At 68.7% G+C, this 13,383-nt stretch carries 14 protein-coding genes and 1 riboswitch; of the genes, 7 read left to right on the plus strand and 7 right to left on the minus strand.

The features are described 5' to 3' along the window. Positions 1–72 precede the first annotated feature (72 nt). Positions 73–1,125 carry a CDP-6-deoxy-delta-3,4-glucoseen reductase gene (locus tag ACN20X_RS10315; protein WP_016452585.1) on the minus strand — a complete coding sequence of 351 codons (1,053 nt, stop codon included), beginning with the start codon at positions 1,123–1,125 and terminating at the stop codon, positions 73–75. A gap of 68 nt (positions 1,126–1,193) precedes the next feature. Here ACN20X_RS10315 and ACN20X_RS10320 point away from each other — a divergent pair, with 68 nt between their 5' ends. Continuing rightward, positions 1,194–2,213 carry an SDR family oxidoreductase gene (locus tag ACN20X_RS10320; protein ID WP_016452584.1) on the plus strand — a complete coding sequence of 340 codons (1,020 nt, stop codon included), beginning with the start codon at positions 1,194–1,196 and terminating at the stop codon, positions 2,211–2,213. Between the two features lies 1 nt (position 2,214). Here the strand turns inward: ACN20X_RS10320 and ACN20X_RS10325 are convergent, their stop codons facing one another. After that, positions 2,215–2,925: a DUF4124 domain-containing protein gene (locus ACN20X_RS10325; protein WP_016452583.1), complete on the minus strand. Its 711-nt coding sequence runs from the start codon at positions 2,923–2,925 to the stop codon at positions 2,215–2,217. Positions 2,926–3,021: 96 nt separating this feature from the next. Further along, complete coding sequence (locus ACN20X_RS10330) at positions 3,022–3,663, minus strand: hypothetical protein (protein ID WP_016448970.1); 642 nt, start codon at positions 3,661–3,663, stop codon at positions 3,022–3,024. Between the two features lie 278 nt (positions 3,664–3,941). Next, a riboswitch (FMN riboswitch) is annotated at positions 3,942–4,110 on the plus strand. A gap of 109 nt (positions 4,111–4,219) precedes the next feature. Between ACN20X_RS10330 and ACN20X_RS10335 the strand changes: the two genes are divergently transcribed. Further along, a complete protein-coding gene (locus ACN20X_RS10335) occupies positions 4,220–4,762 on the plus strand; it encodes a 6,7-dimethyl-8-ribityllumazine synthase (protein ID WP_016448969.1) in 543 nt (180 codons plus the stop codon). A gap of 158 nt (positions 4,763–4,920) precedes the next feature. Further along, the gene (locus tag ACN20X_RS10340) at positions 4,921–6,051 is read left to right on the plus strand and encodes a branched-chain amino acid ABC transporter substrate-binding protein (RefSeq protein WP_016448968.1); all 1,131 of its coding nucleotides are present in this window, start codon (positions 4,921–4,923) and stop codon (positions 6,049–6,051) included. 47 nt (positions 6,052–6,098) lie between these two features. Here ACN20X_RS10340 and ACN20X_RS10345 read toward each other — a convergent pair whose 3' ends face one another. Next, positions 6,099–7,055: a LysR family transcriptional regulator gene (locus ACN20X_RS10345; RefSeq protein WP_016448967.1), complete on the minus strand. Its 957-nt coding sequence runs from the start codon at positions 7,053–7,055 to the stop codon at positions 6,099–6,101. Positions 7,056–7,178: 123 nt separating this feature from the next. On the opposite strand from ACN20X_RS10345, the gene ACN20X_RS10350 reads away from it, so the two are divergent. From ACN20X_RS10350 to ACN20X_RS10360, 3 genes are all read left to right on the plus strand, one after another. Continuing rightward, the gene (locus ACN20X_RS10350) at positions 7,179–7,832 is read left to right on the plus strand and encodes an NAD(P)-dependent oxidoreductase (protein WP_016448966.1); all 654 of its coding nucleotides are present in this window, start codon (positions 7,179–7,181) and stop codon (positions 7,830–7,832) included. A 79-nt stretch (positions 7,833–7,911) separates the two neighbouring features. Further along, positions 7,912–8,301: a VOC family protein gene (locus ACN20X_RS10355; protein ID WP_016448965.1), complete on the plus strand. Its 390-nt coding sequence runs from the start codon at positions 7,912–7,914 to the stop codon at positions 8,299–8,301. A gap of 100 nt (positions 8,302–8,401) precedes the next feature. Then, positions 8,402–9,628: a sugar transporter gene (locus tag ACN20X_RS10360; protein WP_473210560.1), complete on the plus strand. Its 1,227-nt coding sequence runs from the start codon at positions 8,402–8,404 to the stop codon at positions 9,626–9,628. 6 nt (positions 9,629–9,634) lie between these two features. Here ACN20X_RS10360 and ACN20X_RS10365 read toward each other — a convergent pair whose 3' ends face one another. After that, on the minus strand, positions 9,635–10,873 hold the full coding sequence (locus tag ACN20X_RS10365) for a cyanate transporter (protein ID WP_016452581.1): 1,239 nt from the start codon (positions 10,871–10,873) through the stop codon (positions 9,635–9,637). A gap of 4 nt (positions 10,874–10,877) precedes the next feature. Further along, positions 10,878–11,339: a nucleoside deaminase gene (locus tag ACN20X_RS10370; protein WP_473210561.1), complete on the minus strand. Its 462-nt coding sequence runs from the start codon at positions 11,337–11,339 to the stop codon at positions 10,878–10,880. A 117-nt stretch (positions 11,340–11,456) separates the two neighbouring features. Between ACN20X_RS10370 and ACN20X_RS10375 the strand changes: the two genes are divergently transcribed. After that, positions 11,457–12,335 (plus strand): LysR family transcriptional regulator, encoded by an 879-nt coding sequence (locus ACN20X_RS10375; RefSeq protein ID WP_016452579.1) that lies wholly within the window; start codon positions 11,457–11,459, stop codon positions 12,333–12,335. A gap of 46 nt (positions 12,336–12,381) precedes the next feature. Here the strand turns inward: ACN20X_RS10375 and ACN20X_RS10380 are convergent, their stop codons facing one another. Further along, positions 12,382–13,356 carry a tripartite tricarboxylate transporter substrate binding protein BugE gene (locus ACN20X_RS10380; protein WP_016452578.1) on the minus strand — a complete coding sequence of 325 codons (975 nt, stop codon included), beginning with the start codon at positions 13,354–13,356 and terminating at the stop codon, positions 12,382–12,384. Between the last annotated feature and the right edge of the window lie 27 nt (positions 13,357–13,383).

Below are 13,383 nucleotides of genomic sequence, written 5' to 3' on the forward strand. Positions count from 1 at the left end.
ACACCTGGCTGCGCGCAGGTATGGGAAGCAGTTTTTCTGCGTATTGCTTGATCCGTGCCACCTTCTGCGCACTCAGGAAGCCTTGTCGGCCTCGGAGGTGAACGCGTCCGCGTAGAACTCTTCCGCCGGCAGGCCGCGTTGCTCCACATAGGCATGGCGTGCCGAATCGACCACGATGGGCGCACCGCAGGCATAGACCTGATGGCCGGACAAGTTGGCAAAGTCGTCCAGCACGGCCTGGTGCACGAAGCCCGTGCGGCCGTTCCAGCCGTCTTCCGGCAGCGCGTCGGAGACCACGGGCACATAGCACAGCTGGGGCATGGCCTCGGCCTGCTCGCGCACCCAGGCGTCGAGGTAGAGGTCCTCGGGCCGGCGTCCTCCCCAGTACAGGGTGACGGAGCGGGTGATGCCCTTGTGGCGGATGTGCTCCAGCAGTGCCTTGATGGGGGCGAAGCCCGTTCCCGAAGCCAGGAAGATGAGGGGCTTGTCGCTGTCCTCGCGCAGGAAGAAGCTGCCGAACGGGCCCTCCACGCGCAGGATTTCCTTTTCCTTCATGGCGCCGAACACGTGGTCGGTGAACTTGCCGCCCGGCATGTGGCGGATGTGCAGCTCCAGCCCCGGTGCCGTGTCCTGCACATGGGGGGCCGTGGCCATGGAGTAGGCGCGGCGGGCGCCGTCGCGCAGGATGAATTCCACGTACTGGCCTGCGTGGTAGCGGAACTTGTCTGCAGCGGGCAGCTGCAGGCGCACCTGCATCACGTCGTGCGACTTCTTCTCCAGCGTGGCCACGCGCACGGGCATCTTCTTGATCGGGAAGGCGCTGGCATCGGTCACCTGGCGCGACTCCAGCACCACCGAGGTGCTGGGCGTGGCGCAGCAGGTCAGCACATAGCCGTCGGCCTCTTCCTGGGCGGTCAACGCTTTTTCCGAGTGGGCGCCATGGGTGACCTCGCCGAGCAGCTTCTTGCACTTGCAGGAGCCGCAGGCACCGTCCTTGCAGCCATAGGGCAGGCCCACGCCGCAGCGGATGGCGGCGGCCAGGATGGTCTCGCTGCCCTGCGTGGCGAAGGCGCGGCCGCTGGGCTGTACGGTGATTTCGTGGGAAGCGTTGGCTATCTCGGTCATGTTCTCGGTATCCTCGGGGGCGCTGGCGGCGCGTGGAGCGCGCCGGCGATCTTCTTTCCCGGACGGACATGCCGCTGCCGCGACCGGCGGCGCGCGGGTGGCCGCCCTCGCAACAGGCCAGGATTTTGCCCTCAAACCAAAACCCATTGGGCGCGCTGCCGGCGCGCTTTCGACGCGAACGCGTGCTCATCGTCGGCTGCGGCGACGTGGGGCTGCGCGTGGCTGGTGCATTGGCGGGCGCGCCCGTCGCCCGTTCGGGTGCCGCACGACGGGGCCCGCGCGTGCTGGCCCTGACGCGTGGCGCCGAGCGCCTGCAGGATCTGCGCGGGCGCGGCATCACGCCGCTGCTGGGCGATCTGGACGCGCCTGCCACGCTGCGCCGTATGGCCGGCCTGGCCACGCGCGTCGTCCACCTGGCGCCGCCGCCCAATCCGCCTGCCGGCGAAGATGGCTGGTGGCTGGACCCGCGCACCACGGCTTTGCTGCGCGTGCTGCGCCTTCGCGGCCGGCCGGCCAGCCTGGTCTATGGCTCGACCTCCGGCGTCTATGGCAACTGCGAGGGCGCCTGGATCGACGAAAGCCGCCCGCCCGCACCGGCCACGGCGCGTGCCCAGCGCCGCGTGAACGCCGAGCGAGCCGTGCGCTTTGCCGGGCGCGGCGGCCTGCGCGCCAGCATTCTGCGCATCCCGGGCATCTATGCGCCGGACCGGGAAAACGGCACGCCGCGCGGGCGCCTGCTGCGAGGGACCCCCCTGCTGTGCGCCGCAGAGGATGTCTATACCAACCACATCCATGCCGACGACCTGGCCCGCGCCTGCGTGCGGGCGCTGTGGCTCGGCCGGCCGCAGCGCATCTACCACGCCAGCGACGATACGCAGCTGCGCATGGGCGACTACTTCGACCTTGCGGCCGATCTCTATGGACTGCCGCGCCCCGCACGCATCACGCGCGAGCAGGCGCAGCGCGAGCTGCCGGCCAGCCTGCTGAGCTTCATGGGGGAGTCACGCCGCCTGCGCAACCAGCGCCTGAAGGAGGAGCTGGGCCTGAGATTGCGCTACCCGACCGTGGAGCAGGGGCTGCGCGCCTGAATCAGCGCGGGTGGATGCCGCCGTTGGTGTCGTAGCAGCGGAACACGTTGCAGTGCGAGATGGGGGCCGAAGGCGGCAGCGGCTGCGGCGGCACGGGGCGTCCGACGATCCACGGCCGGTTGATGGCATTGGGCTGCAATGCGCGCGATTGCTGCAGCTGTTCATAGGCCTTGGGGCCCAGGCAGGCCATCTCCATCTGCTGCTGGGCGGCCTGGCTGCGCGGGCCCCAGGTGGCGGGATCGGGATTGGCCTCGGCCAGGATGGTGTCCAGGCGGCGGCGCGCCTGCTGGCAGGCCGGGGAGTCGCCGCCGTCGCGCTGGGCCGAGTTCTCGCGCTCGCGCCGGCTGCGTGCCTCGCGTTCCTGCTGCTGGGCACGCGTGCGGCGCTCGGCCTCTTCGCGGGCCAGTTGCTGGTTCTTGCGCTCTATGGCGGCGGCGGACTGCGCGCGCTCGCGCTCCAGCTCTTCGGGGCTGGGGGCTTCCTGCACCTGCACGCGGTTTTCGCCGTCCTTGCAACTGCTGTTGGTGTAGGTGACGCGGCCGGCCTTGGCGTCCGTGCAGCGGATGACCTGGGCCGAGGCCGGGCCTGCGGTGAGCGCCAGCACCAGCGGTACAAACATCGGTACAAACATCTGTACAAGCGCCGCCAGCGCCCAGCGCGCGGCCGCCGATGAACGGCGGCCGGTGTGGCCAAGGTCTTGGGTGCGGTGCATGGCGGTTTCCTTTCCCATCACAAGCGGCACAAGGATGTGGTGTATTGCCGATTATGGTGCGGCGCCCAGGGGCTGGAAATGCCGCCGGTCAGCCGTTCAGCGCCAGTGGCGCGGATCCTGGGTGGGGTAGGGGTTGCCGCCGCCCTGGCTTTCACGCTGCATGCGCTCGATGGCGCGTTGCTGCTGCTCGCGGTCACGTTGCTGCTGCTCCCGGTCCCGTTGCTGGCGTTCGCGCTCGCGCTGCTGCTGGCCCTGGTCGCGTTCGCGCTCTCGCTGCTGGCGCTCGGCTTCGCGGCGCTGCTGCTCCTGCATGCGCTCGCGCAACTGGCGGTCGCGGTCCTGGGCCTGGCGGTCACGGTCCCGGTCGCGCTCGCGCATTTCACGCTCGCGTTGTTGGCGGTCACGCCAGGCATCGCGGTTGCGTTCCTGCTGGATGCGCTCGCGCTCGTACTGCAGGCGCTCACGTTCGCGCTGCAGGCGCTGGCGCTCGTACCAGCCGTTGTCCGGATAGGCGGGCTGCGTGGGATACGAGGGGTAGACGACGCCGCCCGACGGATAGCTGGGATAGGACGGGTAGCTGGGATAGCTGGGGTAGCCGGAGCCCATGTCCGAATAGCCATCGGGCGGCACGGCGCAGGCGGTGACCAGGGCTGCAAGGCCAAGGCCGGCCAGCAGGCGCAGGGGGCGCAGGCCAGGCTGCGGGCGCTGCTGCGTGGGGGAGGCGTTGGTTCGGGTCATGGTGTGGTGTCCGGGCAAAGGCGTGTTTCCTGTCTGGATCTCTTCATATGACGTTTGACAGGCCTCAATGGTTGACCTGGATCGTCCTGGCGAGGCAACGACGGCGACAGCGGGACTTCTATTTTGATAGCAATTGGTCCATGTGCTGTAGGTGCTTCCAGATGAAATCCGCAGGCACAGCGCGCAATGGCTGCGGCCGCCCCCATCGCCGCAATGGCATCTGCGCGGGACTAGAATGTCCGCTGTCTTTGGCGGCGCGCAGTCCGTGCGCCGCAAAGCAGCGTTCTCAGGGCGGGGTGAAATTCCCCACCGGCGGTATCTGGATCTGTCTTTCGGCATGTGTCCGGCAGCCCGCGAGCGCCCGGCTAGCCGCAAGGCCGGCCGGGGTCAGCAGATCTGGTGAGATGCCAGAGCCGACGGTCACAGTCCGGATGAAAGAGATCGCGCAGCACCTGCATGGCAGGCGCCATGCCCATGGTTGTCCCATGGGCTGTGCCGCGCCATGCGGCGCCATGGCGCGCGCCCTGATTCATTTGTCTCATCTCGAAAGAGCACCATGAATCAGACTCCTGTCTCCTTGAACTTCTCCGCACACGGCACGGCCTCGGGCACGCCGTGGAAGGCCGTCGCGGGCCGCAGCCGCGTGGCCGTGATCTGCGCGAGCTGGCATACCGATGTCGTGCACCAGGCGCGCGACTCCATGGCGGCCGAGCTGCAGGCCCAGGGAGTGGCCGCGCAGAACATCAGCCACTTCAACGTGCCCGGTGCCTTCGAGATCCCGCTGCTGGCCAAGAAGCTGGCCGACAGCGGCCGTTTCGACGCGGTCATCGCCTGCGCGCTGGTGGTCAACGGCGGCATCTATCGCCACGAGTTCGTGTCCTCGGCCGTGATCGACGGCCTGATGCGCGTGCAGCTCGATACCGAAGTGCCGGTGTTCTCGGCCGTGCTCACGCCGCGCGATTTCCACGAACATGGCGACCATGTGGAGTTCTTCCGTGCCCACTTCGTGAAGAAGGGCGTGGAAGTGGCGCATGCCTGCCTGGCGGCGCTGGACCAGCTGGCGCAGGTACAGGCACTGGGCCAGGCGCGCGCGGCCTGAGCCGGCCAGCCTCCCAGCACAGCTTTGGTTGGGGATGGATTCTCGTAAACACTGAGTTGGGGCCGAGTGTCGCGGTCCCGTCACGCGGCGTGACGCGCCATTGCCAAGCCGCGATGACGGGAATAACGTGACGGCCTGTTTCAACTGAGGAGTGCGCGATGAAGATGTCCCGGAAGTTGTGTATTGCGGCCGTCGTGGCCGGCATGGGTGGCGTGGCCATGGCCCAGGAGCAGGTGATCCGCATCGGCCACATCGGCCCCGTGTCCGGACCCCAGGCCAATTTCGGCAAGGACAACGAGAACGGCGTGCGCATGGCCATTGACGACCTCAATGCCAAGGGCATGGAGATCGCCGGCAAGAAGGTCAAGTTCCAGCTGGTGGCCGAAGACGATGTGGCCGATCCCAAGCAGGGCACGGCCGCTTCGCAGAAGCTGTGCGACGACAAGGTCGCCGGCGCCGTGGCCTTCCTCAACTCGGGCGTGGCCATTCCCTCGTCCAAGGTCTTCCAGGACTGCGGCATTCCCATGATCACGGGCGCGGCCACCAACCCCGACCTGACCAAGCCCGGCTGGAACACCACCTACCGCGTGATTGCCAATGACAACGCGCTGGGTGCGGCGCTGGCCAAGTACGCGGCCGAAACGCTCAAGCTCAAGACCGTGGCCATCATCGATGACCGCACGGCCTACGGCCAGGGCCTGGCCAATGTGTTCAAGAAGGATGCGGAAAAGCTGGGCGTGAAGGTCGTGGCCTCGGAGTTCACGAACGACAAGGCCACGGACTTCATGGCCATCCTGACCTCGATCAAGGCCAAGAAGCCCGAAGGCATCTTCTACGGCGGCATGTATGGCCAGGCCGGCCCCATGCTGCGCCAGATGGCCCAGCTGGGCATGAACGATGCCAAGTACTTCGGCGGCGACGGCCTGTGCGTGCCCGAGCTGGCCAAGGTGGCCGCCGGCGCCAAGCCGCTGGACAACGTGATCTGCGCCGACGGCGGCGCCTCGCTGGCCAAGATGCCTGGCGGCACGGAATGGAAGAAGCGCTACGACGCCAAGTACCCCGGCCAGTTCCAGGTCTACAGCCCGTACTTCTACGACGCCACCATGATGCTGGCCGACGCCATGAAGCGCGCCAACTCCTGGGACCCCAAGGTCTACATCCCCTTCCTGCAGAAGGCCGACTACTCGGGCGTGACCTCCAAGATCGCCTTCGAGAAGAACGGCGAGATGAAGAACCCTTCGTACACGCTGAGCGTGTTCAAGAACGGCCAGAAGACGGCCCTCGACTGAGAGCCTGTCCTTCCTTCGTTTTCATGCCCGCCTTGTGCGGGCTTTTTTTATCGGCCCGGGACCTCGGCCGGGGCCTGCGCCGGCGCATCGACCACGCCGGGCAACTGCGCCAGATAGGCCTGCAGCGCGGCAATGGCCTGGCGCACCTTGGCGGGCTGGGCCTGGCGCTGCGGGGTGACGGCCCAGATGTCCAGGCCGCCGAAGTCCCAGTCGGGCAGCAGGCGCACCAGGCGTCCTTCGGCCACCGCGTCGGCAACGTCCATGCTGCCCAGCAGGGCCAGGCCCAGGCCGGCCTCGCACATCTGCTGGAGGGACAGTTGGTTGTTGCTGGCCACATGGGGCTGCACCTGCAGGCTGTAGGTCTCGCCCGTGGCCGGATGGCGTGCCTCGGCCCGCAGGGCCTGGCCCTGGCCTTCGCGCGCAAGGCCCAGCCAGCGCGCGCTGGCCAGCGGTGCCGGGTGGCGCCAGGCCGCGCCGCCGCCGTGCTCCTGTATCCATGCGGGCGAGGCGCACAGCCAGTTGCGCATGGCGCCCAGGCGCCGGGCCGCCCAGCCGGAGTCGGCCAGACGGCCAAAGCGCAGCGCCAGGTCGATGCGGCTTTGGATGAGGTCGATGGGCGCATCGTCCACATCCAGGTGCAGGCGCAGTGCCGGATGCCGGGCCAGCCAGCTGCCCAGGGCCGGCGCGATGTGGCGCGCAAAGCCCACGGTGGCCGACAGGCGCAGTTCGCCGCCGGGCTCGTCGCGCGCGGCGGCCAGTTCGGCCCGCGCCTGGCTGGCGGCCTGTGCCATGGCGGCGCACTGCTGGTAGTAGCGCTCGCCCGTGTCGGTGAGGGCGATCTGCCGGGTGGAGCGGTGCAGCAGGGTGACGCCGCCGTCGCGCTCGAGCTGGCGCACCTGCTGGCTCACGGCCGAGGGGCTCATGCCCAGGGCGCGCGCGGCGGCGCTCATCGATCCGTGCTGCACCACGGCGGCGAAAACGGCCATGCGTTTGTAGTCGTCCATGGGCTGTATTGTGAAGTGGTGCTTCAAGCTGTTGGTGAAAACTGCCGTCTTCCGCAGCGATTGTGAACGGCGTAATCTCAATGCCATCGTGAACAGGCGCCCAGGCGCCGCAAAGGAATGAAGATGAAAGTGGCACTCATTGGCGCAACCGGCTTTGTGGGTTCGGCGGTATTGAAGGAGCTGCTGCAGCGCGGCCACGAGGTCGTGGCCCTGGTGCGCGACCCCGCCAGGCTGGCGGCCCAGCCGCATCTGCACGCCGTGCAGGCCGATGTGCTGGATGCCGCCGCCGTGCAGCGGGCCGTGGCAGGCGCGGACGCCGTGGTCAGCGCCTACAACGCGGGCTGGGGCAATCCCGACATCTATGAGGATTTCATGCGCGGCTCGCGCGCCATCGTGGCGGGCACGAAGGCGGCTGGCGTCAAGCGCTATCTGGTGGTGGGCGGTGCGGGCAGCCTCTACATCGCGCCCGGCAGGCAACTGGTGGACACGCCCGAGTTCCCGGCCGCCATCAAGCCCGGCGCCTCGGCTGCGCGCGATGCCCTCAACGATCTGCAAAAGGAGCAGGGCCTGGACTGGACGATGCTGAGCCCGCCGATTGCCCTGCACCTGGGTGACCATGGCGAGCGCACGGGCCAGTACCGCACGGGCAAGGATGAGCCGTTGATGCAGGCCGACGGCCAGCCCGGCACCATCTCCGCCGCCGATCTGGCCGTGGCCCTGGTCGATGCGCTGGACAAGGGCCTGCACCTGCGCGAGCGCTTTACCGTCGCTTACTGAGCACCGGGGGCTCCCGGCTGGTGCGCAGGCGGCCTCCATGGCATGCTGGTGCCTGTCACGAACAGGCAGGAGCGCCGCCATGATCGACCACACGGGAATCCTCGTATCGGACTTCGACCGCAGCCGGGAGTTTTATGCGCGGGCGCTGGCTCCCCTGGGCTACGAGATCCTGATGGAGCTGTCCGCCGAGCTCACCGGCCACGGCGACACGGCCGGCTTTGGCGAGCCGCCCAAGCCTGATTTCTGGATCACCGGCGGCGAGCCCAACCAGCCGCCCATCCATGTGGCCTTTCGCGTGGACAACCGCAACATGGTCGATGATTTCCACGCGGCCGCCCTGGCCGCAGGCGGGCGCTGCAATGGCGAGCCCGGCCTGCGACCGCACTACCACGACGACTATTACGCGGCCTTCGTGCTCGACCCCGACGGCCACAACATCGAGGCCGTCTGCCACCTGCCTCCGGCCTGAGTCCCCCTGGCGGCACTGGGGCCTGCGCGGCAGCTGACATCAGGCGGTCGCATGGCGCAGCACAATATTGCGCTGCAACAAAAAAGGCCCCACGTTCCCCATGCCCCCTTCCGTCTCCGCTGCGGCCGGCTCCGTTTCCGCGTCATCCACACCCACGGCCGCCCAGGCCTGGCTCAGCGTGATCGCGCTGGCGCTGGGCGCCTTCGTCTTCAATACCACCGAGTTCGTGCCCGTGGGCCTGCTCAGCAGCATTGGCGCGAGCTTTGGCATGCCCACCGAGCAGGTCGGGCTGATGCTGACCATCTATGCCTGGATCGTGGCCCTGGCCTCGCTGCCCTTCATGCTGCTCACGCGCAATGTGGAGCGGCGCAAGCTGCTGATGGGCGTGTTCGCGCTGTTCGTGGCCAGCCATGTGCTGTCGGGCGTGGCCTGGAGCTTTGCCTCGCTCATGGTCAGCCGCATCGGCATCGCGCTGTCGCATGCGGTGTTCTGGTCCATCACGGCCTCGCTGGCCGTGCGCGTGGCGCCGCCCGGAAGGAAGGCCGTGGCGCTGAGCCTGCTGGCCACCGGCACCTCCATGGCCATGGTGCTGGGCATTCCGCTGGGCCGCATCGTGGGCGAATGGCTGGGCTGGCGCACGACGTTCCTGGCCGTGGGCGGGGTGGCGGCCATCGTCATGGTGGCCCTGGCCCGGCTGCTGCCGCGCCTGCCCAGCGAGAACGCGGGCAACCTGGCCAGCGTGCCCATGCTGCTGCGCCGTCCGGCGCTGCTGTCCATCTACATCCTGCTGGTGGTCGTGATCACCGGGCAGTTCATGGCCTACAGCTATATCGAGCCCTTCGTGCAGGACATCGCGGGCTTCGAGGGCAAGGTGACCACGGCCGTGCTGCTGCTGTACGGCGGCATGGGCATCGTGGGCAGCGTGATGTTCAGCTGGTGGGGCCTGCGCCATCCGCGCGGCTTTCTGCTGGCCGCCATTGGCGTGCTGTCGGCCAGCCTGCTGATGCTGGTGCCGGCCTCGGGCCATGAGGCCTCGCTCTATGTGATGAGCTCGGTCTGGGGTGTCGCCATGATCTGCTTCGCCCTGGCCATGCAGTCCCAGGTGCTCAAGCTGGCAGCCGACGCCACCGATGTGGGCATGTCCATGTTCTCGGGCATCTTCAACATCGGCATTGGCGGCGGCGCGTTGCTGGGCAGTCAGGTCAGCATGCATGCGGGCATGCAGAACATCGGCTGGATCGGCGGCGGCCTGGTGGCGCTGGGCCTGGCCTGGTGCGTCTGGGCCTTCGTGCGCTGGTCTGCCGGCTTCCAGGCAACGGCGCACTGAAGCGGGTCAGCCGCCGGGTGCCCGCATGGCCTGGGCGTAGCGCTGCGGTGCCAGGCGGGACACCAGTACGCAGACCACGAGCACGGCGGCCATCTGTGCCAGCCAGCCGGCGCCGAATCCGCCCGTGAACTGGTGCAGCCGGGCGATCACATAGGGCGCCAGCGCCGCAATCAGAAAGCCGCCGCCCTGCATCAGCGCATTGAGCGCCCCGGCCTGCGTGGGGTGGGGAAGATGGTCGAGCGCCACCACCATCATCAGCGCGAAGCAGCCACCCAGGCCGATGCCGAGGATGACGATGTTGAGCAGCGGCGCCGCATCAGGCCACCAGGCCAGCGCGGCCAGGCCGATGATCTGGCACAGCAGCGTGAACCCCAGCCATGGCCGCCGGTCGGCATGGCGCGAAGCCAGCACGGGCAGTCCCAGCGCGGCGCCGGCCTGTGCCACCGACAGCAGGGCGACCAGGCCGCCGCTTTGCGCGGGGCTCCAGCCGTGCGTCTGGTAGAAGGGCGCAAGCCAGGCCACCATGGCCGCATAGCCGCCGTTGATGAGGCCGAAGCAGGCCATCAGCATCCAGGTGCGCGGGCGCCGGCGCAGCCAGCCGGTGTCTTGCGTGGCGTTGGCCCCTGCCATGGGCGCCGGAGCCGGCAACGCACGCAGCGCATGCCGCGCCAGCGCCAATGCCAGCAGGGCGGGCGCAGTCCACAGCGCCAGCGCAAGGCGCCAGTCCAGTCCCCATTGCACGGCCAGCGGCGAAATCTGGGCGCCCAGGGCGCCGCCGCCCATGAGCGCGGCCGAGTACAGCCCCATCATCTGGGCCATGCGTGCGGGCGACTGGCGCTTGATCAGGCCCGGCAGCACGCCTTGCACCAGGGCGACGCCAGCGCCGCACAGCGCGGCCGTGGCCAGCAGGGTGGCCGCACTGGAGCCCGCCACGCGCAGCGCACAGCCCAGCGCAATCACCGCCAAGGACCCGACCACGGCGCGGCGCGGACCCAGGCGCTGAAGCGCGGCCGGGGCCAGCCAGGCGCCCAGGCCCATCAACGCCATGGGCAGCAGGGTCAGCCAGGACAGCGTGGACAGATCCATGCCGGTGGCGGACTGGATCTGCGGTCCCAGCGGGCCGATGGCCGTGAGAAACGGGCGCAGGTTCAGCGTGACCAGCACGACGGTGGCCAGCCACAGCGCCGTTGGAATGGCGTGTGCCGCGGCAGGGGTCTCGGTGTGCGCAGGCGCAATGGACGACATGGCTTCAGGCCCAGGGGGCGTTGCCGTACAGCTGGGCCGCCGTGATGCCCGTGTCCAGCCGCCTCAGGGGCAGCGGTGGCGGCTGCAGCGGCATGCGCAGCCGCTGGTAGGCGCCCTCGCTGGACAGGCCATACGGCTGGGCATCCGCGTTGTCGAAGGCGAAGAAGACCTGCTCGGCCCCGGCCATCACCAGCGCCGCCAGGCACATGGGGCAAGGGTGGCCGCTGGCGTAGATGGTGCAGCCGGCCAGGCGGGCGTTGGCCTGGGCGCGCGTGCCCGCGCGCAGCGCCTGCATTTCTGCGTGGGCACTGGGGTCATGGCTTTGCACGATCTCGTTGACGCCCGTGGACAGGATCTGCCCCTCGCGCGCGAGCAGGGCACCGAAGGGCCGGCCGCCCCGCAGGCGGTTGTCGTGCGCCAGCTGCACGGCATGGCGCAGCAGGCGGATGTGTTCTTGTTCTTGCATGGGGATGGCTGGGCAATCGGGAGCTGAGGCCGCAGTCTAGGACGGGGGTCATCAATTGGAAAATTAAATGATCAAATGCCAGGCAGTGACAAAGCCACTGAAATTCGCCCAAGCCCCATGCAGCCCTCTTCCATAGACCCCACCCTGCTGCGCAGCTTCTGCGCCGTGGCCGAAACCGGCAGCTTCACGCGCGCGGCGCAGGGCGTGCACCTGACCCAGTCCACGGTCAGCCAGCAGATCCGCAGGCTGGAGGAGCAAATGGGCTGCACGCTGCTGGACCGCAGCGGGCGCCATGTGGAATGCACGCTGGAAGGAGAGCGCTTGCTGGCCTATGCGCAACGCATCCTGGCCCTCATGGACGAGGCCGTGGAGCAGTTGGCTGGCGCCACCGAGGCCGTGCTGCGCATCGGTGTTCCCGAGGACTTTGCCGGCCATGCCTTGATGCCCGCCTTGGGCGCGCTGGCGCGCAGCCAGCCGCAGTTGCGCCTGGAGCTGACCAGCGGGCTGTCGCAGGCGATATGGCAGCAACTGCAGGCCGGCGAGCTGGACCTGGCCATCGTCAAGCAGCGCAGCGGCAGCACGCCCGGCATGGCGCGCTGGCCCGAACCGCTGGCCTGGATAGACAGTGCGCGGCATCCCTGCCACGGGATGGATCCCTTGCCCCTGGTGGTGTTTCCGCAGGGCGGCCTGTACCGCAGCGAGATGACGCATGCGCTGGATGCCGCCGGCCGGCGCTGGCGCCTGGCCTATGTGAGCGCCAGCCTGGCCAGCCTGGAAGCCGCCGTGGAGCAGGGCCTGGGCATCAGCCTGCTGCCGCGCCGGCTGGTCGGGCCCGGCCACCGCCTGCTCGACGGCATGGCCGGCTTCGCCCCCGTGCCTGATGTGGAAGTGGCACTGCACGTGCGGGCCCAGTTGTCGGCGCCGGGTCGACGTCTGGCCGGGCGCCTGTGTGAGGTGTGCGAGGCGTTGCTGTCGCCTGCCGCTGGCGAAGCCTGAAAAAATCCCCGCCGTGGCGGGGATGGTCGGCGGGTGACGCGCAGGCTCAATCCATCGTCAGGTTCTGCTTTTGCACCACGTCCTTGTAGACCGCCAGTTCGGCCTTGATCTCTTCAAAGAAATGCTCGGGCGTGTCGGCCACGATCAGCGAGCCGGTTTCCTCGATGCGCTTCTTGATGGCGGGGTCCTGCAGCACCTTGCGCGTGGCGGCGTTGACCTTGTCCACGATGTCGCGCGGCAGGTTCTTGGGGCCGACGATGCCGTAGTAGGCCATGCGGTTGACGGGGGCCAGGCCCACTTCCTTGAAGGTGGGCACATCGGGCAGCGCTGCCAGGCGCTGGGGCGCGGCCACCACGATGGGCACCAGGCGCTTTTCCTTGACGAAGCCCAGGGCCGAGGGCAGGTTGTCGAAGATCAGCGGAACCTGGCCGGCCACGGCGTCGTTCAGCGCGGGGCCGCTGCCACGGTAGGGCACGTGGGTGATGTCGGTGCCCGTGGACAGCTTGAACATCTCCATCATCAGATGGGTGATGCTGCCGTTGCCGGGCGAGGCGTAGGAGTACTTGCCGGGGTTCTTCTTCACCTCGGCCAGGAACTCCTGGTAGTTCTTGCCCGCGAACTTGGGGTGGGCCGCAATGATGTTGGGCGTGGCCGCGATGTTCACGATGGGCGTGAAGTCTGTCAGCACGTTGTACGGGATCTTGGGGTTGATCGCCGGGTTGGTGGCCGTGGTGGACACGGTGGCGATGCCCAGGCTGTAGCCGTCGGGCTGGGAGCGCGCCGTCTCGGCCGCGCCGATGCTGCCGCCGCCGCCGCCCTTGTTCTCGACCACCACGGGCTGGCCCAGGGCGCGGCCCAGCGGCTCGGCCACGATGCGCGCGATCAGGTCGGTGGTGCCGCCGGCCGCGAAGGGCACGAGCAGCTTGATGGGTTTGGCAGGGTAGCCCTGGGCATGGGCTGCGCCCGACAGCGCGAGGGCGCCGAGGATGCCGGCGAGCGCGATGCGAGTGGTGTGAGTCATGGTGTTGTCTCCTTGAATGGATGTTGT

The organism is Delftia sp. PX-1 (genome assembly GCF_055797465.1).